Below are 23908 nucleotides of genomic sequence, written 5' to 3'. Positions count from 1 at the left end.
AGACGCCGCACGGAAGCGAACGCAGAAAAACGAGTTTGCATATGCAGGATGCGTCGTTTCCGCACGGCGGGCGGGCCGCTACCGTGCGGAAACCATGAGTGCACTCCCCTTGCGCCGGCCGACGGCCGCGTCCGAACACCCCTCCCCCACGACCGTCGATGCCTCCGTGCTGGCGCGGCTCACGGCCCAGTTCGCAGCCACCGCCGCCGACTACGACCTGAGCGGCGCCTTCCCCCGCGAGAACTTCGCGGCGCTGCAGGCGCACGGCCTGATCGGGCTGGTCGCGCCCACCGAGCACGGCGGCGGCAGCGCCACGCTGGCGACAGCCCGGCGCGTGATCTCGGCCGTGGCGCGCGGCGAGCCGGCAACGGCGCTGATCCTCACGATGACCTATCTGCAGCACCACGCGCTGACGCGCCCGGACAGCCGCTGGCCCGCGCACCTGCGCGAGCGCGTGACGCGCGACGCGGTGGAGAACGGCGCGCTCATCAACGCACTGCGCGTGGAGCCTGCCCTGGGCTCTCCCGCACGCGGCGGCCTGCCCGGCACGGTCGCGCGGCGTGATAGCGAGGGCAAGGGCGACGCCTGGAAGATTGACGGCCACAAGCTCTACACCACAGGCATCGAGGGCCTTGGCTGGCTCGCCGTGTGGGCACGCACGGACGAGGCCGAGCCGCGCACCGGCGTGTTCCTGGTGCCGCGCAACGCGCCCGGCGTGCGCGTGATCGCGAGCTGGGACCACCTGGGCCTGCGTGCCTCGGGCAGCCACGAAGTCGTCTTCGAGAACGTCGCCATCGATGCCGACCACGCGGTGGACCTGCGCGCGCCGGCCGACTGGGCGCCCGACGCAGGCAGCCAGACCGACATCGACGCCCACGCCACCCAGCAGGCCTGGATGGCGGTGCTGCTCGGCAGCCTCTACGACGCCGTGGCCCATGCCGCGCGCGACTGGCTCGTCGGCTTCCTGAACCGCCGCGCGCCCGGCAGCCTCGGCGCGCCGCTGGCCACCCTGCCGCGCGTGCAGGAGCACGTGGGCGAGATCGAGGCGCTGCTGCGTACCAACCGCGTGCTGCTCGACGACGCCGCCGCCGCGGTCGACGGCGGCCATGCGCAGCCGGCCGCCGACAGCGGCCTGCTCAAGTACACGGTGACGGGCAACGCGATCCGCGCGGTCGAGCTCGCGCTGCAGTTGAGCGGCAACCACGGCCTCACGCGGCAGAACCCGCTGGAGCGGCACTACCGCGACGTGCTGTGCAGCCGCATCCACACGCCGCAGAACGACGCGATCCTGGTCGCGGCGGGCAGGCGCGCACTGCTGGCTTCGGGAGCTGCCGCATGACGTCTGCGCTCTTCTCCAGGACCTCGCGGCGCGGCTGGCTCAAGCAAGGCGCCGCGCTGTCGCTGGCTGCAACCAGTTCGCTGCGCGTCTTCGCGCAGCCCCAGATTTCGCTGGTGCTTGGTGACCAGGCCGGCGGCCTTCGCTCGCTGTTCGAGGCCTCGCGCGCGCTCGAAGGCGCGCCCTTCGCCTATCGCTGGGCCAACTTCCAGGGCGCCGCGCCGCTCTTCGAGGCGCAGCGCAGCGCGGCGGTCGACACCGCCATGGCCGGCGACCTGCCCGTGCTCGCCGCGGCCGTCGGCAAGACGCCGCTGAAGATCGTCGCCACGCGCGTGGGCAAGGCCGATTCGCTGGGCATCGTGGTGCAGCCCGATTCGCCGCTGCGCAGCGTGGCGGACCTGCGCGGCAAGACGGTGATCGTGTCTTCCGCACGCGGCAGCATCTCGCAGTACCAGCTCTACGGTGCACTCGAGGAGGCCGGCGTGAAGCGCGAGGAGGTGACGGTGAAGTTCGTGCTGCCCACCGACGCGGCCGCCGCCTTCGCCTCGAAGCAGATCGACGCCTGGGCCATCTTCGACCCGTACTACACCATCGCGCTGCAGCAGGGCGGGCGCATCCTGCGCGACGGGCGCGGCATCAACACCGCGCTGGGCTTCATCACTGCCACCGAGTCTTCGCTGGCCGATCCGGCCAAGCGCGCAGCCATCGTGCAGTTCCTCGACCGGCTCGCCCGAGCGGGCGACTGGGCGCTGGCCAATCCCGAGGCCTATGCCCAGGCCTACAGCCAGCTCACGCGGCTGCCCATCGAGTCGTCGCGCATCATCACCGCGCGGGCCTCGGTGGCCGGCCGGCCCGTGAGCGAGGCCGACATCGCGGCGCTGCAGACGGTTGCCGACCGCTCGGCGCGCGACGGCATCCTGCCGGTTCGGGTGGACGTGCGCGCGATCACCGACACTGGCGTCTGGAAACGCCCCGCATGACGACAAATTCCCTGACCCCTCTTCGCGAATTCGTCGGCGCCTTCGGCCGGCTGCTCGATGGCGCGCCCGACGAGCCGCGCATTCTTTCGGAAGGCGGCGCGCTGCTGCGCAAGCTGGTGTCGCGCGACGACTGGCTGCCCGACGCCTTCGCCCAGCCCGATCCTTCCCGCTACCAGCAATTCCTGCTGCACGCCGACAGCACCGAGCGCTTCTCGGTCGTGAGCTTCGTCTGGGGTCCCGGGCAGGCCACGCCGGTGCACGACCATACGGTGTGGGGGCTGATCGGCATGCTGCGCGGCGCGGAGTACAGCCAGGGCTACGCACTAGGCGCCGACGGCCATGCGCGTCCGCACGGCGAGGCGGTGCGGCTCGACCCCGGCCAGGTGGAGGCGGTGTCGCCCACCGTCGGCGACCTGCACCGCGTGCACAACGCGCACGCTGACCGGGTGTCGATCAGCATCCACGTCTACGGCGCGAACATTGGCGCGGTGCGGCGGCATACTTACCCCGCGGAGGGCGGCCGCAAGCCCTTCGTCTCCGGTTACTCCAACACGCTGCTGCCCAACCTGTGGGACCGCAGCGCAGAACTCAGAGCCTCGACAGACGCATGACGACGACCATCGCCACCAGCTTTCCCGTTCTTTCCTTCGCCGCCGTGCGCGAGCGGCTCATCGCCCGCGACGAGACCGCACTGCTGGACGTGCGCGAGGAAGACCCGTTCGCGCAAGAGCACCCACTGTGGGCTGCCAACCTGCCGCTGTCGCGCATCGAGATCGAGGCCTGGCGGCGCATTCCGCGGCGCGACACGCTCATCGTGCTGTACGGCGAACACGCCGGCACCGACCTCGCGCCGCAGGCCGCCCGCACCCTCGCCGCGCTGGGCTACACCAACGTGCACCTGCTCGAAGGCGGCCTCGAAGGCTGGCGCAAGGCGGGCGGCGAGCTGTTCCGCGACGTGAACGTGCCGAGCAAGTCCTTCGGCGAGCTGGTCGAGCACGAGCGGCACACGCCGTCGCTCTCGGCGCCCGAAGTGAAAGCGCTGATCGACGCGAAGGCCGACGTGGTGGTGCTCGACGCGCGCCGCTTCGACGAATACCAGACGATGAGCATTCCCTCGGCCACCAGCGTGCCGGGCGCGGAGCTGGTGCTGCGCGTGCGCGAGCTGGCGCCCGATCCGGCGACGCGGGTGATCGTGAACTGTGCGGGCCGCACGCGCAGCATCATCGGCACGCAATCGCTCGTGAACGCGGGCATCCCCAATCCCGTGGCCGCGCTGCGCAACGGCACGATCGGCTGGAAACTGGCCGGACAGGTGCTGGACCATGGCGCCGACAGGCAGGCGCCTGCGGCAGTGTCCGAGGCGCATCGCGCGCAGGCACAGGCCGATGCGCGCCGCGTGGCCGACAAGGCGGGCGTGCACCGCATCGCGCTGGACGCACTGCATACGCTGGAGGCTCCCGGACGCACCGTCTACCGCTTCGACGTGCGCACGCCCGAGGAATATGCGGCAGGCCACCTGCCCGGCTTCGCCAGCGCGCCCGGCGGGCAGCTGGTGCAGGAAACCGATCACCAGGTGCCGGTGCGCGGCGCGCGCATCGTGCTGGCGGACGACGACGGCGTGCGCGCATCGATGAGCGCATCCTGGCTGGCGCAAATGGGGTGGGAGGTCTACGTGCTGGACGCAGTGCCGACGGCGGCCGACTTCACCGAGACCGCTGCTCCCGCGAGCGCATATCCCCCGGTTGCCGTCGCAGTGAACGAGATCGCCCCGGCCGAACTGGCCGCGCTGCTGAAACAGCCCGGCACCGCGGTGATCGACGTGACCACCAGCGCCAACTACGTGAAGCGCCACATTCCGGGCGCCTGGTATGCGATCCGCGCGCAGTTGCCGCAGGCGCTCGACACCGCCATCCCGCCCTCGTCGCGCTACGTGCTGACCTGCGGCAGCAGCCTGCTCGCACGCTACGCGGCCGCCGACCTGCGCGCGCTGCTCGACGCGCGCGGCCAGCGCGATGCCGAAGTGCTGGTGCTGGCCGGCGGCAATGCGGCGTGGTTCGCAGCAGGCCTCGAAGCCGAGACCGGCGAGACCCGCCTCGCGAGCGCGCGCACCGACCGTTATCGCCGCCCCTACGAGGGAACCGATGCGCCGGCGGAGGCGATGCAGGCCTACCTGGATTGGGAATTCGGCCTGGTCGCGCAGCTGGGGCGCGATGGAACGCATCACTTCAAGGTGATCTGAAGACCGGCTTCGGCGAAAGCATCCTGAAAGGAAGGCGACACGCCGGTCACAGTGTGTCGCCCGGGTAAAGGCCGTCATCCGGCGATGAGCGACGACGTTGGAGGGTCACACCGACAACAACTCGTTTCAGGAGCTTCGCCATGAAATTCCCAGTTATCGCCCTGTCCGCCGCCGCGCTGGCGGCCACGCTGACCGGCTGCGTGGTCGCGCCGGCCGCACCGGCCCCCGTGTACGCAGCGCCTCCTGGCGTCGCCTATGTGGCGCCGACGTACGTATCGCCTGGGGTCGGCTTCGTATGGGCCTACCACCCGCGCTATGGCTGGGGCTGGCACCACCCGCAATATGGCTGGCACCGCGGCTGGAGGTAGAAGCTCTCTCCCAGGCTTCGCGCACTTCGTGTCGCTTCTCCACCCCCTTCCGGGGGCAACACCTGAGGCCCGGCGCAGCCGGTTCCTCGGTGTTTTTGGAACGGAGCAGGGGCGGAGTCAGCCCCGGAGCGATCAGCTCGGTTCGGCGCTCTTGAACAGGGCCGCGACCTTGCGCTTCGACTTGATGTTGCTGGAGATGCCGCGTCCGGGCGTCGTGGCCTTGGCTGCTGCTTCCCAGGCGGGCGTCGCGTCGGGCTGGCCGGGCTCGTAGGGCTTGTCGAAGAACGGATCGCGCGGCGCGGCGGGGGCGCGGTGCGGGCGTCCACCGCTGCCGCGCCGGGCATCGGCGTCGCGGCGCTCGCGCGGCTGGTCGAGCACGTCGCGTGCATCGCCCGCTTCGCCTTCCTCGCGCCAGTGGCGGCGTCCGTCGTTGATGCGGCCGCGCGGGCGGTCCTCTTCGAATTCCACGGGTTCGAGCTCGATCTTCTTCTTGATCAGCTTCTCGATGTCCGCCACCAGGCGCGCATCGTTGCCGCCGCTGGCAAAGCTCACCGCCAGGCCCGAAGCGCCGGCACGGCCGGTGCGGCCGATGCGGTGCACGTAGTCTTCGGCGTTGAACGGGATGTCGAAGTTGAAGACGGCGGGCACGTCCTTGATGTCGAGGCCGCGGGCCGCGACGTCGGTGCACACCAGCAGATCGACCTCGCCGGCCTTGAAGGCCGCGAGCGACTTCAGGCGCTCGTCCTGGCTCTTGTCGCCGTGCAGGGCCGAGGTGCGAAGGCCGTCGCGCTCCAGCGAGCGCGCAAGGCGCGCGCAGCCCAGCTTGCTGTTGACGAACACGAAGGCCTGGGTGATGCCGCGCTGGCGCACGATCTGCCTGAGCGCGCGTCGCTTGTCGTCGTCGGCCACGCTGTAGAAATGCTGCTCGACGGTCGAGGCCGTCTCGTTCGGCCGGGCGACCTCGATGGTGACCGGGTTCTGCAGGTAGCTGCCGGCCAGCCGCTTGATCTCGGGCGAGAAGGTGGCGGAGAACAGCAGCGTGGTGCGCTGCTTGGGCAGGTAGCTCAGGATGCGCTGCAGGTCGGGCAGGAAGCCGATGTCCAGCATGCGGTCGGCCTCGTCGAGCACCACGTATTCGACCTGGTTGAGCACCGCGTTCTTGGCTTCGATGTGATCGAGCAGGCGGCCCGGCGTCGCCACCAGCACTTCGACGCCCTTCTTCAATTCCAGCGTCTGCGGCTTCATGTCGATGCCGCCGAACACCACCGTGCTGCGCAGGTTGGTGTACTTGGCATACAGCTTGATCTGCTGCGCAACCTGGTCGGCCAGCTCGCGCGTGGGCAGCAGCACGAGGGCCCGGACCGGATGCCGCGCGGGCGAGGTCGAGGCGTTCTCATGCTTGAGCATGCGCTGCAGCAGCGGGAGCGAGAAAGCCGCCGTCTTGCCGGTACCGGTCTGGGCTGCGCCCATCACGTCCTGGCCCGAGAGCACGACCGGAATGGCCTGTGCCTGGATCGGAGTCATGGTTTCGTAGCCCATTTCGGCCACGGCGCGCGCCAGCGGTTCAGCCAGCATTAGATTGGAGAAGGAGCTTGTCATTGAGCCCTCTATTGTCGCACTGCCGCAAAAAACGGCAGTGACCGCGCGATGACAACGCCCGCGCCGCTTGTATTGCTATTTATTCGATAGCAATCGGTCCAGTCTTTACGGGCGCTCCCGGCCGACGCAGCTCAAAGGCTGCGCGCGTTGAAGGTATCGCAGGCCTTGATGTCGCCGCTCTGGTAGCCCGTGCCGAACCAGCGCTGGCGCTGGGCGCTGGAGCCGTGGGTGAAGCTGTCGGGCACCACCGCGCGGCCTGCGGAACGCTGCAATGCGTCGTCGCCGATCTTCTGCGCGGCATTCATGGCCGCCTCGATGTCGCCCGGGTCCAGCCACTTCTTCGATTCCTGCGAATGGTGGGCCCACACGCCCGCGAAGCAGTCGGCCTGCAGCTCGACGCGCACGCTCATCGCGTTGTTCTGCGTCTGGCTCAGGCGGTTGCGCATGCCGTCGACCTTGGCGGTGATGCCGAGCTCGTCCTGCACATGGTGGCCGACCTCGTGCGCGATGACGTAGGCCTGCGCGAACTCGCCCGGCGCACCGAGCTGATTCTTGAGCGTGTCGTAGAAGCCGAGGTCGATGTAGACCTTCTGGTCGCCCGGGCAGTAGAACGGCCCCATGGCCGACTGGCCGGTGCCGCAGGCGGTGGGCGTCGCGTTGCGGAACAGCACGAGCCGCGGCGGATGGTAGGTGCCGCCGTTCTGGCGGAAGATGTCCGTCCAGACCACTTCGGTGTTCTTGAGCACGGTGGAGACGAAGGCCGCTTCGCGGTCGTTCGAAGGCGGCCTGGGAGCCGGCCCCTGCTGCTGTTGAACCTGGGCCGGGCCACCGCCTCCGCTGAGCAGGCTCAGCACGGTGAGGGGGTTGATGCCGAAGACCCAGCCGGCGATCAGCGCGACCGCGATGGTCCCGATGCCGATGCCGCGGCCTCCGATGAAGCCGCCACCGCCTCCGCCGCCTTCACCGCGGCGGTCCTCGACGTTGTCAGATTGTTCGTTGCCTTCCCATCTCATCGCGCTCTCCTTGCCGGCCGTTGGAGGAGGAGTTGCCGGCGGTCACGGGATCGTACTTCGGAAGATGACCGCGTCTGTAAGCGGGTATGCCAAGGATGCCCCGGAACCTGCTTTGCCGGGCCGCAGGCGCCGCCCCCTGGCGGGAGTCGGCGCAGCGACAGGAAGTGCGCGCAGCCTGGGAGCGCTCAGGTCTTCGGCAGCGTGACGCCGCGCTGGCCCTGGTACTTGCCGCCGCGGTCCTTGTAGCTGGTCTCGCAGACCTCGTCGCTCTCGAAGAACAGCACCTGCGCACAGCCCTCGCCCGCGTAGATCTTGGCGGGCAGCGGCGTGGTGTTGCTGAATTCGAGCGTCACGTAGCCTTCCCATTCGGGCTCGAAGGGGGTCACGTTGACGATGATGCCGCAGCGCGCGTAGGTGCTCTTGCCCAGGCAGATGGTCAGCACGTTGCGCGGGATGCGGAAGTACTCGACGGTGCGCGCCAGCGCGAAGCTGTTGGGCGGGATGATGCAGTAGTCGCCGTGCATGTCGACGAAGCTCTTCTCGTCGAAGTTCTTCGGGTCGACCACCGTGCTGTGGATGTTGGTGAAGACCTTGAATTCAGGCGCGCACCGGATGTCGTAGCCGTAGCTCGAGGTGCCGTAGCTGATGATCTTGTGGCCGGAGGCCTCGCGCACCTGGCCGGGCTCGAAAGGCTCGATCATGCCGTGCTGCTCGGCCATGCGCCGGATCCATTTGTCGCTCTTGATAGACATTGAAAAACACCCCAGTCTTCGCGCACTTCGTGTCGCTACGCCAACCCCTCGAGGGGCAACACCAGCGGCCCGGCAAAGCCGGTTGCGCGGTGTTCCTGGAAAGGTGTCGCCGCGCCCGCTGGGTCGGCGATTGTGGCATGGGCGGATTCGCCCTCTGCAGGCTCAGCCGGCCTGCGAGATCACCGTGCGCTCGACCAGCCGGTCGTCGCCCAGCACGATCATCGCGAAGAGCATTTCCTCCAGCGAGTTCGCCTGCTTCGTCTTGCGTGCCAGGAGCGGTGTGGCCGCCGGGTTCAGCACCAGGAAGTCGGCCTCGCAGCCGGGCTGCAGGTTGCCGACCACGCCGTCGAGCCCCAGGGCGCGCGCGGCGCCGCCGGTGTGGCGCCACCAGAGTTCCGATGGCGCGATGCTCAGGCCGGCCTTGGTCTGGCCCTCCCGGCCGACGTAGTAGGCGGCCATCATGGTGTGGAACGGGCTGAAGCTGGTGCCGCCGCCCACGTCGCTGGCCAGGCCGTAGGGGTAGCCGACGCGGTCGGCCGCGCCGAAGTCGAAGAAGCCGCTGCCCAGGAACAGGTTGCTGGTCGGGCTCACGGCCGCGGCCGTCCTGGTCTCGTGCAGCAGGGCGCGGTCGGCCTCGTCGAGGTAGATGCAGTGGGCGTACACGGCACGCTCGCGCATCAGGCCGAAGCCTGCATACACGTCGAGGTAGGAGCGCGCCTTGGGGTACAGCTCGCGCACCCAGTTCACCTCGTCGCGGTTCTCGGCCACGTGCGACTGGATCCAGGTGTCGGCGTACTTCGCAGCCAGCTCGCCCGCGCCGCGCATCTGGGCGTCGGTGCTCGCGGGCGCGAAGCGCGGCGTGATGGCGTAGCCCAGCCGATCGACCTTGTGCCACTTGCGGATCAGCGCCTCGGTGTCGACGAGGCTCTGCTCGGTCTCGTCGCGCACGCCGTCGGGCGAGTGGCGGTCCTGCAGCACCTTGCCGGTGATCAGACGCATGCCGCGGCGCTGCGCGCCTTCGAAGAGCGCGTCGACCGAGGCCACGTGCGAGGTCGCGAAGGTCAGCGAGGTGGTCACGCCGTTGCGCAGCAGTTCGTCGAGGAAGAACTGCGCCACTTCGTTCGAATGCGCAGGATCGGCGAACTTGCTCTCCGCAGGAAAGGTGTAGTTCTCGAGCCAGGGCAGCAGGCCCGGCGCCGGCGAGCCGATGATGTCGGTCTGCGGATAGTGGATGTGCATGTCCACGAAGCCCGGAGCGAGGATGCGCCCCGGCAGGTGGGTCGTGTGTGCGCCGGGATGGCGGGCCGCGACGTCGGCATGGCTGCCGGCATCGAGCACGCGCTGGCGACCGGTGGCATCGGGGGCGACGACCAGCAGGCCGTCCTCGTCGAAAACGGGCTTGCCGGAGGCGTCGAATCGCAGGAGGGAGGCGCGGTAGGCTTTTTTCATCGTGGGTGCGGAGGGTAATCCACCCCCGCCCCACCGCAATTTCCATGCGCATATGAGTGCTATATGGGCAGGGCACTCGCCGCGGTGCAGCACCTACCGCGGCAGCGCGCGCGACTGGATGTCGAAGGGCACGCCGGTCGGCACCGGCCCGTCGCCCTCCTTGCGCTTGGTGAGCAGCGAATACTTCGACTCGATGAAGTAGACGCGGTCGCCCCACACCGCGCCGGAGGACGGGTCGTTGAGCCCCGAAACCACCGTCCGCAGGCCGAGCTTCGCGCCTTCGACGCGCGCCACGGTGATCTGCCCGCCGTAGGGGCCCTCGCCGAAGGCATTGCTCTCGAACAGCACGAGCCGCCCGGGCTTCCACGCGCGGATCGCGTCCACGTTCTTCAACTCGCGCGGCGCCTCGACGCGCGTGACCTCGCCGGCCTTGCCGTCCGCGCCGAGGCCGATCCGCAGCACGTAGGGCGCCGCCGCCACGAGGCTCACGTAGACATCGCGCCCGCCGTCGATGGCGATGCCGTTCAGGCCCTTGTAGGGACCCGCGCCGGCCAGCGCGGGATTCTCCTTCCATGTCGCGAGCGAGGCGGCACCTGGGGCGAGCTTCAGCACGCGCGGGTGATGGGAGTCGGTCACGTAGAGATTGCCTCGCGCGTCCTGCGCGAGGTCGTTGCAATAGCCGCCGTCGGGCATCGCGTAGCTCGCGCGCGGCGCGCCGGTGGCCAGGTCATAGCGCTTGAGCGCGCTCGGCGTCGATGGCACGGTGGTGAAGCCGATGTTGCCGGAGCAGATCCACAGGGCCCCGCGCTTCGCGTCGACCAGCACGCCCTGGCCGTTCGCGAGCCCGTTGGTGCCGGGCTTGACCAGCACCTCGGCCTTCGGCGCCGAGCCCGGCTTCAGCCGCGCGACGGCGCCCTGCCGCCAGCTGCCGACGTAAAACGCACCGTCGGGTCCGATGGCCACGCTCTCCGGATACCAGTCCTCGGGCAGCGCCTGCACTATTGGAGGGGCTGCGACGGCCGCCGCCGTCGCGAGCGCCAGCAGCGCGCCCGCAAGCCGTGGATACCCGCTCTTCATTGCCACACGCGAAAGACGCGCCCCGTCAGCGGACCTTCGACGCTGCGCACATAGGCCAGCGCCACGCGCGCGGCCGGCACAGTCTCGACGCCCGGAAAAAGCGCGCCGTACGCCTCCTCCGATTCGGTCAGCAGCGTCGGGCTCACCGCGTTGATGCGCAGCCCGCGCGCCAGCTCGATCGCCGCGCCCTTCACGAAACCCTCGACGCCCGCATTGACGGCAGCCGCATTGCCTCCGCCGCGAACCGGATCGTCGGCCGCGACGCCCGTGGTCAGCGTGATCGAGCCGCCGTCGCGCAGCACATGCTGGCCCAGCAGCGCGAGCCGCACCTGTCCCAGGAGCTTGTCCTGCAGGCCGACATTGAAGTTGGCCGGCGTCATCTCCGCCAGCGGCCCGAAGAAGAGCCCGCCCGCCGTCGAGACGATCGCATCGACACGGCCGAGGGCCGCAAACAGCGCCTCGACGCTGGCGTCGCTGGTGATGTCGACCTGGTGATCGCCGCGCGTGCGGCCCGCGCGGACCACCTCGTGGCCACGCCCGGCCAGCGCCTGCGTCACCGCGCTGCCAATCGCGCCCGTCGCGCCCACAACAAGAACCTTCATGGAAACCTCGCAAAGTGAATCGAACAAGCGGCAATTGTTTTGCGAACCATCTATTTGATAAATTGCCTTGTGGTTCGCTCATTCGGAATCAGGAGTTCGCAATATGGACAAGCTGCGCGCCATGGAAGTCTTCGTCGCAACGGTGGACGCGGGCAGCTTCGCCGCCGCGGCCGAGGCGCTCGATCTTTCGGCCGTGATGGTCGGCAAGCACATCCGCGCGCTCGAGGAGCAGCTGGGCGCCCGCCTGCTCGAGCGCACCACGCGCCGCCATTCGCTCACCGAGATCGGCGCCGCATATCTGGAGCGCTGCCGCGACGTCCTGGCCAGCGTGCACACGGCCGACGGCGTGGCCGAGTCGCTGCGCGCCATGCCGCAGGGCGTGCTGCGCGTCACCGCGCCCGTGGCCTACGGCGCGCACCGCCTCACGCCGGTCATCGGCGAGTACATCGCCGCCTATCCGCAGGTGAAGGTGGAGCTGAGCCTCAACGACCGCGTGGTCGACCTCGCCGAGGAAGGCTTCGACTGCGGCATCCGCTCGGGCGCGGCCATCGACGAGCGGCTCATCGCCAGACCGCTTGCCCTGGCGCGCATGTACGCGGTGGCCAGCCCGGCATGGGTCGCGCGCCACGGGCAGCCGAAGCACCCTTCGGAGCTGGAAGCCTTCCCGCTGCTGGGATTCGCTGCCTGGGGGCCGAACCATTCATGGCGTTTCACCCGCAACGGCGAGACGGTGCACGTGCCGGTGCGCGGGCCGCTCACCACCAACAACGGCCAGGCGCTGCTGGCCGCGGCCATGGCCGGCGTGGGCGTGATCGTGCAGGCCGATGCGCTGCTGGGCCCCGCCCTCGCATCGGGTCAGGTGATGCAGCTGCTGCCCGACTGGGAACTGCCCACGCGGCAGGTGCAAATCGTCCGGCTGCCGGAGGCGCGACCGAGCGCCAAGTTGCGGACCTTCGTGGACTTCGTGGTGGAGCGGCTGGGCTGAAGAAACGGAGGAATGGAACACGGTGCCGGCTCAGGTCAAGCTGCCGATGCTTGCGGCACCTGCGTCTCTCATTCTGGACAAATACTTGAAATTGTCTAATATGAGATACGCCATGCCCTCCCCCTCTCCAGCAACAACCCCCGCGACAGGCCAACGCCTCGCAGCCCTCGGCCACCGCATCCACACGCGTCGCAAGGCCTTGAAGGTCAGCGCCACCACCGCCGCAGAGGCGGCGGGCCTGTCCCGCATGACACTGCACAGAATCGAGCGCGGAGAACCGTCGGTCACGATGGGCGCCTACATGAATGCGCTGGGAGCCCTGGGTCTCGACGTTGACGTGGTGACGTCCACGGAGCCACCTGCCCTCGCCCCGCTGCCCGGAGGCATCCGGATTGCCGATTACCCCCAATTGCGCCGGCTTGCCTGGCAATTGGCCCCGGCTACCGAACTCACGCCTGAAGAGGCCTGGGGAACCTACGAGCGCAACTGGCGCCACGTCGACACGTCCTCCCTCGATGCGAGAGAGCGTCAGTTGCTGGAGGACCTGGCACGCACGCTCGGCAGAAAGCCGCTGAATGTTTGAACGACCCCACCACCAGCGCATCGCACACGTGCTTGCCTCGCTCGACGCGAACCTGCTCGCTCAAAGCCATTGCCTGTTCGGGGGAGGCACCGCCATGGCACTTCGCCATGGCGAGTACCGCGAATCCGTGGACATCGACTCCTCGTATCCGACATCGATGGATATCGGCACCTGCGACAGTTGCTGACGGGAACTCAAGGCCTCGGCGCACTTGCGCGACCAGGCCGCGAGATCCGGCAATCGACCGAACTACGTGCCGATCACTACGGCATCCGATCGTCGGTTCTTGTGGGCGACACCGAGATCAAGTTCGAGATCGTGCTGGAAGCACGTATCGAACTTGAATTGCCAGGCCCGGAGGACCGGATCGAGGATGTCGCAACACTCACCCCTCTCGACATGGCGGCAAGCAAGCTGCTCGCCAACTCGGACCGCTGGGCCGACGACAGCGTCTTCAGCCGCGACGTCATCGATCTGGCCATGATGAAACCCGGCGCATCGCTCTTGCGCCAAGCCACGATCAAGGCCAGTCGCGCCTACGGCAACAGCATCGATGCCGATCTCACAAGAGCCGCCGAGACACTGCTTGCGCGGCCGGGCCGCCTGGACCGCTGCATGGCCGTGCTGCAGATGACACCTCCCGCGACACCCACTGTGCTTCGCAAGCGCATCAAGGACTTGCTTCCTCGTGCTCCGCACACCAGCCGCCCGACAGACTAGCGCGCCACGCGCCCCTGCACGCCTTCCACCAGCCAGTTCATCGTCAGGATCTGATCGTCGCCCAGCTGGGTGCCCTTGGCGATCACGGTGTGCCCCTCGTTGTCGCGCACATCGGCCGCCGCGGCGCGGAAGGGCTGCAGCCTGCCTGCGGCGATGTCCTTCTGACGCGCCAGCACCTCGTCCTGCACGGCCTTGGGCACCTTGGTGCCGAAGTCGCCGACGCGGATCATTCCTTCCTTCACACCGCCCCAGAGCTTGCCGCTCTTCCAGCTGCCGTTGAGCACCGCCTTCGCGCGCTGAGTGTAGTAGCCGCCCCACTGGTGCGTGACCGCCACGACCTGCGCATCGGGTGCGATCTTGCGCATGTCGGAGTGGTACGCGATGGCCAGCTTGCCGCGCTCCTGCGCCGCCGCCATCACGGCGGTGGAGCCGGTGTGGAAGGCGATCACGTCGGCGTTCTGGTTGAACAGCGCCATGGCGGCGTCGCGCTCCTTCGGCGGATCGAACCATTCGTTGAGCCACACCACGCGCACCTGCGCCGATGGGTTCACCGAGCGCATGCCCAGCGTGAAGGCGTTGATGCCCTGCAGCACTTCCGGAATCGGAAAGCCCGCGACGTAGCCCGCGATGTTGGTCTTCGTCATGCGTCCGGCCGCGATGCCCGCGAGATAGCGGCCCTCGTAGTAGCGCGCATTGGCGGTCGCCACGTTGGGCGCGGTCTTGTAGCCGGTGATCGACTCGAACTTCACGTCGGGGAAGTCCTTCGCCACCTTCATCGTCGGCTCCATATAGCCGAAGCTCGGCGTGAAGATGAGCGTGTTGCCCTGCTGCGCGAGGTCGCGGATCACGCGCTCCGCATCGGCACCCTCGGCCACGTTCTCGACGTAGGTGGTCCTGACCTTCGCCCCCAGCGCCGCATCGACGGCCTTGCGGCCTTCCTCGTGCTGGCGCACCCAGCCCGCATCGGTGACGGGCGTGACGTAGACGAAGCCGATCTTCAGCGGCGCCTGGGCCTGTTGCTGCTGCTGCGAAAAAACGGGAGATAAAAAGCCGGCGGCTGCCAGCGCCAGAACGGCGCGGCCCGCGAGGTTTTTGTACATGGTGTTCCTCTACATGGCCCCGGAGATGTGAAACCCGCAGCAGGCCGGGGCGCCCGATCGCGAGGGAGCGGGATTCTAAACGGCGCCGTGGCCCGCAATGCGGGCGCGGCATTGACCTACTTCAATGTCGGTGCTTCGCCTCAGATCCGACGCCCCGGGTTTGCGCGAGTCTTGCACCACTGATCGATTCACCATCGGGAAAGGCAAGAAAGGCCAGCCACCATGACCGCATCCACCGCCAACGATTCGCTGACCCCGCTCGACATCTCTCAAGCCGTGCTTGAAGGCGAAGAAAACCCGAACGCGGCACGGCCGCTCACGCCCAAGGAACGTGCCGCACGCGGCATGCACGCCGAACCGGGCCGCCACGCGCGCCTTCAAGGCATGCTGCGCAGCCCTGCCCTCGCCTGGTGCGGCGCGGCGGCCACGGGGCTGGCGCTGGCCGCGCTCTACGCGCGCCGGACCCACCGCATCTGAACTGGAAGACCCGGTTCGACCTCACGCCGGGCCGGCGCCGACGCGGTAGCGCGCAGCGGGAGCGGTGCTGGACAACCGCCCCGACATCGCCCGCCGCGCCGCATCGAAGGCCTCCCACTCGGCCAGATCGGGCAGTGCGGGGATCGTGACCTGCTCGCCCTGGTCGAGCCCCGCCAGGGCGGCGTCGACCATGTCTTGCGCGGTCATGACGATCTCCTTGGGCAGGTGCTCCATCGGCACGCCTGCGACGCCCCAGAACTCGGTGGCCGTCGCGCCGGGCAGCACCGCCTGCACGCGCACGCCCTTGTCCTTGAGTTCGTGCTGCAGCGACTGGCTCAACGCAAGCACGAAGGCCTTGCTGCCGCCGTACACGCCGTTGAGCGTCTCCGGCGAGATCGCCACGATGGAGGCGATGTTCACCAGCGTGCCCGTGCCGCGTTCGACGAAGCCCGGCACGGCCGCGTAGGTGAGTCGCGTGAGCACGCTCACGTTGAGCGCGATCATCTCTTCCATCTTGTCGACGTCCGACGCCAGCAGCGGCGCGGCGGCGCCGAAGCCGGCGTTGTTCACCAGCATGGTGATGTCGCCGCGGGTGCGCAGCGCGGCCTCGACCTGTGCGATGTCCTGGCGGTTCGTCAGGTCGGCCGGAAGGACCTCGACCTTGCGGCCGGTCTCGCGCACGAGCTTCGCGGCCAGCGCCTCGAGGCGTTCGCGGTTGCGCGCCACCAGGATGAGGTCGAAGCCGCGCCGCGCGAGGCGGTCCGCGTACACGGCACCGATGCCGGACGACGCGCCGGTGACGAGGGCCGTGCCCTTGGGGGAGTTTGTTGAAGCGGTAACGGTGGCAGTCATGGAGCTTTCCTTTTCGCCGCGTCGATGTGTGCGGCCATGGGGAAAGTCTCCTCCTGCGTGGCTACGGCGTAAATGTCATATAAGCCACTTTTCAGGACATCCTGCCGCTCAGGCCACGGCCGCCTCCCGGCGCGACACGCGGCGCACGCTCTGCGGGGGCTGCCCCAGCGTGCGCAGGAAGGCGCGGCGCATGCGCTCGGGGTCGCCGAAGCCGGTTTCGCGCGCGACCACGCCGAGCGCGAGGTTGCCTTCGTCGATCAGCGCGCGCGCCGCCTCCACGCGCAGCGTCTCGACCGCGTGCGCGGGCGACTGGCCTGTCTCGGCCTTGAAGGCGCGGCTGAACTGGCGCGGGCTCAGGTGCACGACCTCGGCCAGTTCCTCCACCGACAGCGTGTCGCGCAGGTTGGCCCGCGCATGCACCAGCGCCTTCTGGATGCGGTCCGACTTCGGCTCCAGCTCCAGCAGCGCGGAGTACTGCGACTGCCCGCCCGCGCGGCGGTGGTAGACGACCAGCTTCCGCGCCGCGAAGCGCGCCGCCTCCACGCCGAGGTCTTCCTCCACCAGGGCCAGCACGAGGTCGATGCCCGCCGTCATGCCGGCCGAAGTCCACACCGGCCCGTCGTTGATGAAGATGCGGTCGGGCTGCACCTTCACGGCGGGATGACGCTTCTGCAACTCACCCGCGAAGGACCAGTGCGTGGTCGCCTTGCGGCCGTCGAGCAGGCCGGCGTCGGCCAGCCCGAAGGCGCCGGTGCAGATGCTGGCCACGCGGCGCGCATTGCGCAGCCCGGCGCGCAGGAAGCGGCACATCTTCTCGGAGGTGGGTGCGATGAAGAGCGCGCCGCTCAGCAGCAGCGTGTCGTACTTGGCCGTGCCGAAGCGCTTGCTGTCGGTGCTCACGCCCGACGAACTGACCACGAGGCCGCCCTCTTCCGACAGCAGCTCGACCTGGTAGACCGGCTTGCCGGCGTGAATGTTCGCAAGCTCGAACGCGGCGATGGCGGCGAGGTCGAGGATCTGGAAGCCGGGGAAGACGAGCACGCCGATGCGTTTCATGGCGATGTCCTGAAAGGAGGTTTGTAAGCGATGCAGGACGCAAGACTACGCGAGCTGGTCCAACCGCGCGGGCGTCAGGGATTCGCGGCACGCCTTGCCGCGCTGCGATGGCCGCCGCCGCCAATCGGCAAGCGCCAGTCTGCGTTCGGCGTCCCACAATGGGTGTTCCCCATGACGCGTCCGACGACAACCGCAACGACGACCGCCCCTTCCGCCGAGCAGGGTGGCAATCTCCACTGGCAGCGCAACCTCGCCGTCTGCATGTTCGGCTCCTTCACGACCATCATCGCGATGACGCTGCTGCTGCCCTTCCTGCCGCTGTACGTCGAGCAGCTCGGGGTGACGGACCACGCGGCCATCGTGCAGTGGTCGGGCGCGGCGTACGGCGCCACCTTCCTGAGCGCCGCGCTGGTGGCGCCGCTGTGGGGCCGGCTGGCAGACCGCTACGGGCGCAAGCCGATGCTGATCCGCGCGAGCCTGGGCATGGCGGTGGCGATGGCGCTGATCGGCGTCGCGGGCAATGTGTGGCAGCTGGTGGGCCTTCGACTGCTGGCAGGGCTGCTGGGCGGCTACGCGTCGGGCTCGATGGTGCTGGTGGCCACGCAGACGCCCAAGGACCGTACCGGCTGGGCGCTGGGCACGATGTCGTCGGCCATCATGGCGGGCAACCTCGTGGGGCCGCTGGTCGGTGGCGCGCTGCCGCCGCTGATCGGCATCCGCGCCACCTTCTTCGCGGCGGGCGCGATCATCTTCGTGGCCTTTCTCGCGACGGCCTTCCTGATTCGCGAGGAGCGCAAGGCGCCTGCCGCGCGCAAGCAGGATGGCGGCAGCGCGGCCGAGCAAACCGGCTGGGCCGCAGTGCCCGACAAGCGCCCGCTGGTCGCGATGCTCTTCACCGGCATGCTGCTGATGCTGGCGAACATGTCGATCGAGCCGATCATCACCGTCTACGTCGCCACCCTCGTGGAAGACCCGGGCCGCGTGACGATGATGGCCGGCCTCGTGATGTCCGCCGCGGCGCTCGGCAGCATCCTGTCGGCCTCGCGGCTGGGCAAGCTGGCCGACCGCGTGGGGCACTGGAACGTGATCGTCGGCTGCCTCGCAGTGTCGGCGCTGCTGCTGGTGCCGCAGGCCTTCGTCACCTCCGGCTGGCAGCTGGTGGTGCTGCGCTTCCTGATGGGGCTGTCGCTCGGCGGGCTGCTGCCGTGCATCGCGAGCGTGATCCGCCACAACGTGCCCGAGCGCGTGGCCGGCAACATGCTGGGCTACTCGACCTCGGCGCAGTACACGGGCCAGGTCGCTGGGCCGCTGCTGGGCGGCTTCGTGGGCGGGCACATCGGCATGCGCGCCGTGTTCCTGGGCACCTGCGTGCTGATGGCGGCAGGTGCCGCATGGAACTGGCTGGCGAAGCGACGCTGAGGAAGCCTCGCCGAGAAAGCCTCACTCGCGCTGCTCGCGGATGGTCAGGCTGCTGTAGCCGGCGTCGGCCCCGATCTCCGCCTCCGAGAACGGCATGCGCAGCCAGTTGCCGGCGCTGTAGGCACGCGTGTAGTCGGCATGGTGCGGCGACGCCGGATCGTCCGACAGCGAGTAGGTGAGGAAGGTATGCGCCTCCACGCCGCCCGGCGGGAACCTCACGATCTGCATGTAGCTGTTGCCGTTGGGGTTCTCGTCCATCGTGTAGCCGCCTTTGTCGAGCCGGTTCTCCGAGCACACGACCGTGAAGTAGCCCTGGGTGTCGCAGCCGCCGGATAAAGCAATCCGGCGGCCGTTGCGCGTGACGAACAGGGTTTCTCCTCGCGGCGCGTCCAGCGTGTAGCCGCTGGCCTGCACGCGCAGCACGGCGGCACCGAAGGCCTGCCGCAGTTCATCGGCCGCAGAGGGCTTGAGACCGCGCGGCGTGCCGATCGGGTCGGCGGCGTCGAAGGGCACCGCATAGAGCCTGTCGGCGGGCAGGCGCGAGGCGCGCGCCCAGAACTCGTCCCACACATGGGCACCGCGCGCCGTGGCGGCGCCGGTGTTGTTCCAGGCCTTCAGTACCGCGCAGGCGGAAGCGGTGTCGACGCCGCGCGGCGGCGAGAAGACCTCGCCGGTCTGCGCGTCGCCCTTCACCTCGATGCGGGGCACGCCGCACACCATGTCGAGTGCGGAGCCCTTGAACAGTTCGGCGGTGTAGGCGCGGCTGGCGAGTGCGATGCGCTCGACGGTATCGACCGTCGCGCCCCTGCCCGCCCCCTGCGCGATGAGGTGGCCCAGCCGCGTGCGGAAGGTCTGTGCATCGCTGCCCGCCGGACCGAAGATGGCCGGATAGCCCTCGAGCGGCGCCTTCGGATTGGCGAGCCAGTAGCTGTCGTTCATGTTGGCGACGTAGTCATCGCGCAGCAGGCTCGGCATGCGCGAGGGGCCGACTGCCCCCTTCTGCACCGAGTCGGCATCGCTTTGCCAGTCGCACGCGCTGCGCGAGCCGTCGAACACCGGCACGCGCGGCAGCACCGCCGCCATCGCCTTGCCGGCGGGCGTGGTGCAGCTCGCGACCTGCTCGGGCGAGACGTTGGGCACGGCCCCGATGTCCGCGTACCAGGCCTTCGCGCTGCCTCGGCCCACGGCCACGGTGTTGACCCACGGGATGGCTGCCTCCTCGCGCTGCGCTGCGATGAGCTCGTCGAGGGACTTCGCCTGCGCCCAGCGCAGCCATGTGCGGAAGGTGCGGTAGTTGCCGGCGTTGATGTCGCGGATGGCGAAGGCGGTGCTGCGGCTCCAGGCCAGTGCCGGATCGATGGCGCCGAGGTTCACCAGCGGGCCGTACTCCGAGGCGTAGAGCGTGCGCGTGAGCTGTGTCGTCGTGCCGTCCGCGCCCTTCACCTTCACGGTGATGGTCGAGGGCCGCATCTTCACGGGCCGGCCGTCGCGCATGTAGCTGGTGGCGTCGCCGGGCGCGAGCTGCAGCTGGTAGATGCCGAAGCGCCGCGCGGCGGACACCGTATGACTCCAGGCCACGTTGTCGTTGAAGCCGATGAGGATCACCGGGATGCCGAGGAACGAAGTGCCGCTGACGTTAAGCTCGCCCGGGATGGTGAGCTGCGCCTGGTAGAAGCGGTCGGGCCCGCGCCAGTACCAGTGCGGGTTGCCGAACAGCAGCGGGCTCGAATCGCCGGTGGAGGCCGTGCCGAAGCCGATCACGTTGCTGCCGACGCCTGCCGTGCCTCCGACCTGCAGCGCCAGCGGCTGCGGCTGTGGCTGCGCTCCGTTCGAGGACACCCCGCCAGCAGGAGGCGCCGCGTTCGCGATGTTCGAGAGGAAGTTGCTGTAGCCCGCCGCGAGGTTGGTGGCGTACATGCGTCGGTAGATGTCGGTGGCGCTCACCGGCCGCACCCAGGCCTCGTTGCGGCATGCCGCATGGGCGTTGCCGGCGACGCCGGCCTTCAGGTCTCGCAGGTAGCGGTTGTAGCCCGCAGCGAAGCCTTCGACCATGCGCTGGATGGCGGGCGGCTGCGCACGGGCCATGGCATCGACCACGTCGGCGCCGATCACCTGCCTGTGGAAGAAGTCCGAGTCGATGTTCGTCGGCTGGCCGATGGTGCTGGCCGCCGGCAGCCGGGCCTCGGCGCCGAAGAATTCGGAGCGCTCGCCGCGGTAGGTGAGAAAGCCGTCGGCCATGGTGCACAGATCGTCCTGTGGCTGCGAGTAGCCGTAGCCGTAGCCCGCGCCGCCCCAGTCGCCGGCCTTGATGTGCGGCACGCCCATGGCGGTGCGGCGGATCTCGGCCTGGTAGCCGGCGCGAGACTGGGAAGCCTGGGGATCGACTGCGGAAGAAGCCGACCGGTCGGCGATGCCGGCGCAGGCCGCGAGGGCCGTGACGACGGGCACGAGAAGAAGCGGCACCAGGCCGCCTTGAAGTTTCGGGCGCATGAAGAGTTCCTGTTTTGAATGAGGAACGCAGCTGCGTCGGCGACGAATGGCGTGCGTGGCGCGTTCGCCGCCGATCTTAAGAGCGGCGGGGGATGCGCACCACGCGCGCGCCCTTCTTCACTTCTCCTTTACGTCTTCATCGCTCATCCGGCGATCGGCTATTCGGCGATCGACTTGCTGGTGTAGCTCGAATCGGCCTTGATCTCCGACTCCGAGAACGGCACCCTGAGCCACTTGCCCTCGCTGTAGGCGCGGGTGTAGTCGCCGTTGTGCGCCGAGGCCGGGTCGTCCGAGAGCGAGAAGGTCAGGAAGGTGTGGGCTTCAACGCCGCCATCGGGGAAGCGCACGACCTGCATGTAGCTGTTGCCGTTCGGGTTGCCGTCCATGGTGTAGCCGCCCTTGTCGAGACGGTTCTCCGAGCAGGCGATGGTGAAGTAGCCCGGTCCGCCGCAGCCGCCGTACAGCGGGATCTTCTTGCCGCCGCGCGTGGCGAACAGGTAGTCGCCGCGGGGTGCGTCCACCGCGTAGCCGCTGGCCTGCACGCGAACCACGGCCGCGCCGAAGGCTTCGCGCAGCTGCGTGGCGGCAGCGGCGTTCAGACCGCGAGGCGTGTGGATCGGGTCCGCCGGGTCGAAGGGCACGGTATAGAGCGAGGCTGCGGGTATCTGCGAAGCGCGGCTCCAGAACTCGTCCCACAGGTGCGCGCCTCTCGCGCCGGTGACGCCGGTGCCGTCCCATGCCGCGAGCGCGGTGCAGGCGGCGCTCACGTCGACGCTCGGGCCGATCGCGTCGGTGGTCAGCGGGTCCTTGGTGACCGCGATGGGCGTGCCGTCGCACACGATCGGCAGCACGTCGGCCTTGAACAGCTCCGCCGTCAACACGCGGCTGTCGAGCACCATGCGCTTGACGTTGTCGGGCGTCGCGTCCTTCGCGCCATAGCTGTCGGAGCCGTCGATGCGACCCTGCGCCAGCACGTTGCCCATGCGGGTGCGGAAGCTTACGGGGTCGGAACCGGCCGGGCCCATGATGGGCGGGAAGCCAGTCATCGGCGCCTTCGGGTTGGCCAGCCAATAGCTGTCGTTCATGTTCGCGACGTAGTCGTCGCGCATCAGGTTCGGCATGCGCGATGCGCCGATCGCTCCCTTCTGCGCCGAGTCGGCGTCGGTCTGCCAGTCGCAGGCGCTGCGCGAGCCGTCGAACACCGGCACGCGCGGCAGCGCGGACTGCATCGACGCGCCCGTCGGCGTCGTGCAGTCGGTGACCTGCGCGAGCGACACGTTGGGAACTGCGCCGATGTCGGCGTACCACGCCTTGGCGCTGCCACGGCCCACGGCGACGGTGTTGACCCAGGGAATCGCGGCTTCCTCGCGCTGGATGGCGATGAACTCGTCGAGCGACTTCGCCTGGTTCCAGCGCAGCCAGTTGCGGAAGGTGCGGTAGTTCTCGCCGTTGATGTCGCGCATCGCGAACGCCGTGGTCTGGCTCCAGGCCAGTGCCGGGCTCATCGACGCCAGGTTGACCATCGGGCCGTATTCGCTCTTGTAGAGCGTGCGCGTGATCTGCGTCATCGAGCCGTCGGTGCCCTTCACCTTCACGGTGATGGTGGAGGGCTGCATCTTCACGGCGGCGCCGTCGCGCATGTAGCTGGTCGTGTCGCCCGCTGCCAGCTTCAGCTCGAAGAAACCGAAGCGCCGCGCCGTCGACACCGTGTGGCTCCACGCGATGTTGTCGTTGAAGCCGATGAGGATCACCGGAATGCCGAGGAACGAGGTGCCGCTGATGTTCAGTTCGCCCGGGATGGTGAGCTGCGCCTGGTAGAAGCGGTCGGGGCCGCGCCAGTACCAGTGCGGGTTGCCGAAGAGCAGCGGGCTCGAGTCACCGGTGGCCGCGGTGCCGAAGCCGATCATGTTGCTGCCGACGCCCTCATGGCCGCCGACCTGCAGTTCGGGCCCGTCGATCTTCAGCGCCGCCATCTGTACCGCCGCCTTCCTGGAGCCGGGGCGGTGCGCCGACACCTTGGTGGGCGCCACCACGGCAGGCGCCGTCGCGTTGGCGATGTTCGCGAGGAAGTTGCTGTAGCCGCCCGCCAGGTTGGCCGCGTACATGCGGCGATAGATGTCGTCGGTGGTGATCGGCTGCACCCACGCCTCGTTGCGGCAGGCCCCGTGCGCCGTGCCGCCTGCCTTCACCTCGCGCACGTAGCGGTTGTAGCCCGCGGCGAAGCCGACGACGAGCTTCTTCAGGTTGTCGGGCTGCGCGTCGATCATCTTCTGCAGCACGTCGGCCGAGATCACGTGCCGGTGGAAGAAGTCGGAGTCGATGTTCTTCGGCAGGCCGATGGTGCTGCTGGCCACCAGCTTCGCGTCGGCGCCGAAATACTGCGAACGCTCGCCGCGGTAGGTGAGGAACGAGTCGGCCATGGTGCACAGGTCGTCCTCGGCCTGCGCGTAGCCGTAGCCATAGCCCACGCCCGGCCAGCTGTCGGCCTTGATGTGCGGCACACCCATGGACGTGCGGCGGATCTCGGCCTTGTAGGTGGCCTCCGCGGGCGGATTCGTCGGCGTGGACGGCGAGGAAGGGAAGAACACGAAGCCGTTGCCTCCGCCACCACCGCCACCGCAGGCGGTGAGCGCGGCGGCGGCGAGCGCGAGCAACGACGGCGGCACGACGCCGCGACGGATCGAAAGTCTCATGATGTCTCCAGTTGATGCTGATGCTCTCTTGGCGGAGCGTCCCGGAGCTTAGGCAGCCTCGCCGCTGGCGGCTTGTACGCAGCCGCTGCATTGCATGCGGTGGCCGTTACGGCCGATC

Annotated in this window: 22 protein-coding genes; 11 read left to right on the top strand and 11 right to left on the bottom strand. The window is 69.0% G+C overall.

Going from position 1 to position 23908, the window contains the following annotated elements:
* Window positions 1-94: 94 nt before the first annotated feature.
* From G369_RS0116630 to G369_RS37595, 5 genes are all read left to right on the top strand, one after another.
* Window positions 95-1339 (top strand): acyl-CoA dehydrogenase family protein, encoded by a 1245-nt coding sequence (locus tag G369_RS0116630; RefSeq protein ID WP_019655147.1) that lies wholly within the window; start codon window positions 95-97, stop codon window positions 1337-1339.
* Entirely contained in the window at window positions 1336-2316 is a 981-nt protein-coding gene (locus G369_RS0116625; protein ID WP_019655146.1) for an ABC transporter substrate-binding protein, read from the top strand. The genes G369_RS0116630 and G369_RS0116625 overlap by 4 nt, the downstream gene beginning before the upstream one ends.
* Window positions 2313-2927: a cysteine dioxygenase family protein gene (locus G369_RS0116620; RefSeq protein WP_019655145.1), complete on the top strand. Its 615-nt coding sequence runs from the start codon at window positions 2313-2315 to the stop codon at window positions 2925-2927. Before G369_RS0116625 ends, G369_RS0116620 begins: the two co-directional genes overlap by 4 nt.
* Window positions 2924-4555, top strand: coding sequence for a rhodanese-related sulfurtransferase (locus tag G369_RS0116615; protein WP_019655144.1), 1632 nt, complete (start codon window positions 2924-2926; stop codon window positions 4553-4555). The genes G369_RS0116620 and G369_RS0116615 overlap by 4 nt, the downstream gene beginning before the upstream one ends.
* Before the next feature lie 140 nt (window positions 4556-4695).
* Window positions 4696-4923: a hypothetical protein gene (locus G369_RS37595; protein ID WP_019655143.1), complete on the top strand. Its 228-nt coding sequence runs from the start codon at window positions 4696-4698 to the stop codon at window positions 4921-4923.
* 132 nt (window positions 4924-5055) lie between these two features.
* Here G369_RS37595 and G369_RS0116605 read toward each other — a convergent pair whose 3' ends face one another.
* From G369_RS0116605 to G369_RS0116580, 6 genes are all read right to left on the bottom strand, one after another.
* The gene (locus G369_RS0116605; protein WP_019655142.1) at window positions 5056-6522 is read right to left on the bottom strand and encodes a DEAD/DEAH box helicase; all 1467 of its coding nucleotides are present in this window, start codon (window positions 6520-6522) and stop codon (window positions 5056-5058) included.
* Between the two features lie 131 nt (window positions 6523-6653).
* Complete coding sequence (gene ypfJ / locus G369_RS0116600) at window positions 6654-7535, bottom strand: KPN_02809 family neutral zinc metallopeptidase (protein ID WP_019655141.1); 882 nt, start codon at window positions 7533-7535, stop codon at window positions 6654-6656.
* A gap of 185 nt (window positions 7536-7720) precedes the next feature.
* Window positions 7721-8287, bottom strand: a complete 567-nt coding sequence (gene dcd / locus G369_RS0116595) for a dCTP deaminase (RefSeq protein ID WP_019655140.1) — start codon at window positions 8285-8287, stop codon at window positions 7721-7723.
* Between the two features lie 162 nt (window positions 8288-8449).
* The gene (gene guaD, locus G369_RS0116590) at window positions 8450-9736 is read right to left on the bottom strand and encodes a guanine deaminase (RefSeq protein WP_019655139.1); all 1287 of its coding nucleotides are present in this window, start codon (window positions 9734-9736) and stop codon (window positions 8450-8452) included.
* Between the two features lie 93 nt (window positions 9737-9829).
* Window positions 9830-10813 carry an NHL repeat-containing protein gene (locus G369_RS0116585; protein ID WP_019655138.1) on the bottom strand — a complete coding sequence of 328 codons (984 nt, stop codon included), beginning with the start codon at window positions 10811-10813 and terminating at the stop codon, window positions 9830-9832.
* Entirely contained in the window at window positions 10810-11415 is a 606-nt protein-coding gene (locus tag G369_RS0116580; RefSeq protein WP_026346427.1) for a short chain dehydrogenase, read from the bottom strand. Before G369_RS0116580 ends, G369_RS0116585 begins: the two co-directional genes overlap by 4 nt.
* A 103-nt stretch (window positions 11416-11518) precedes the next feature.
* Between G369_RS0116580 and G369_RS0116575 the strand changes: the two genes are divergently transcribed.
* The 4 genes from G369_RS0116575 (at window position 11519) to G369_RS35890 (ending at window position 13703) form a co-directional block, all read left to right on the top strand.
* A complete protein-coding gene (locus G369_RS0116575; protein WP_019655136.1) occupies window positions 11519-12400 on the top strand; it encodes a LysR family transcriptional regulator in 882 nt (293 codons plus the stop codon).
* 112 nt (window positions 12401-12512) lie between these two features.
* Window positions 12513-12983, top strand: a complete 471-nt coding sequence (locus tag G369_RS0116570) for a helix-turn-helix domain-containing protein (RefSeq protein WP_026346426.1) — start codon at window positions 12513-12515, stop codon at window positions 12981-12983.
* A complete protein-coding gene (locus tag G369_RS39450; protein WP_244164332.1) occupies window positions 12976-13170 on the top strand; it encodes a nucleotidyl transferase AbiEii/AbiGii toxin family protein in 195 nt (64 codons plus the stop codon). The genes G369_RS0116570 and G369_RS39450 overlap by 8 nt, the downstream gene beginning before the upstream one ends.
* Window positions 13164-13703, top strand: a complete 540-nt coding sequence (locus G369_RS35890; RefSeq protein ID WP_244164331.1) for a nucleotidyl transferase AbiEii/AbiGii toxin family protein — start codon at window positions 13164-13166, stop codon at window positions 13701-13703. Before G369_RS39450 ends, G369_RS35890 begins: the two co-directional genes overlap by 7 nt.
* Here the strand turns inward: G369_RS35890 and G369_RS0116560 are convergent.
* A complete protein-coding gene (locus G369_RS0116560; protein ID WP_019655134.1) occupies window positions 13700-14803 on the bottom strand; it encodes a BMP family ABC transporter substrate-binding protein in 1104 nt (367 codons plus the stop codon). The genes G369_RS35890 and G369_RS0116560 overlap by 4 nt on opposite strands.
* Window positions 14804-15025: 222 nt before the next feature.
* Between G369_RS0116560 and G369_RS0116555 the strand changes: the two genes are divergently transcribed.
* Window positions 15026-15280 carry a hypothetical protein gene (locus G369_RS0116555; protein ID WP_019655133.1) on the top strand — a complete coding sequence of 85 codons (255 nt, stop codon included), beginning with the start codon at window positions 15026-15028 and terminating at the stop codon, window positions 15278-15280.
* 21 nt (window positions 15281-15301) lie between these two features.
* On the opposite strand, the gene G369_RS0116550 is transcribed toward G369_RS0116555, so the two are convergent.
* Window positions 15302-16132 (bottom strand): SDR family NAD(P)-dependent oxidoreductase, encoded by an 831-nt coding sequence (locus G369_RS0116550; protein ID WP_020723107.1) that lies wholly within the window; start codon window positions 16130-16132, stop codon window positions 15302-15304.
* A gap of 108 nt (window positions 16133-16240) precedes the next feature.
* A complete protein-coding gene (locus G369_RS0116545) occupies window positions 16241-17188 on the bottom strand; it encodes a GlxA family transcriptional regulator (protein WP_019655131.1) in 948 nt (315 codons plus the stop codon).
* A 171-nt stretch (window positions 17189-17359) separates the two neighbouring features.
* On the opposite strand from G369_RS0116545, the gene G369_RS0116540 reads away from it, so the two are divergent.
* A complete protein-coding gene (locus G369_RS0116540) occupies window positions 17360-18607 on the top strand; it encodes an MFS transporter (protein ID WP_051127591.1) in 1248 nt (415 codons plus the stop codon).
* Between the two features lie 21 nt (window positions 18608-18628).
* Here the strand turns inward: G369_RS0116540 and G369_RS0116535 are convergent, their stop codons facing one another.
* Together G369_RS0116535 and G369_RS0116530 are read right to left on the bottom strand one after the other, a co-directional pair.
* Window positions 18629-21097 carry a penicillin acylase family protein gene (locus G369_RS0116535; RefSeq protein WP_019655129.1) on the bottom strand — a complete coding sequence of 823 codons (2469 nt, stop codon included), beginning with the start codon at window positions 21095-21097 and terminating at the stop codon, window positions 18629-18631.
* Window positions 21098-21255: 158 nt separating this feature from the next.
* Window positions 21256-23790, bottom strand: coding sequence for a penicillin acylase family protein (locus G369_RS0116530; RefSeq protein WP_026346425.1), 2535 nt, complete (start codon window positions 23788-23790; stop codon window positions 21256-21258).
* Between the last annotated feature and the right edge of the window lie 118 nt (window positions 23791-23908).

The sequence above is a fragment of the Variovorax atrisoli 110B genome, assembly GCF_000382045.1.
In the GTDB taxonomy this organism is placed as follows: domain Bacteria; phylum Pseudomonadota; class Gammaproteobacteria; order Burkholderiales; family Burkholderiaceae_C; genus Variovorax; species Variovorax atrisoli.
The sequence above is the reverse complement of the archived record's forward strand: the minus strand, read 5'-3'. Positions and strand labels throughout refer to the sequence as shown.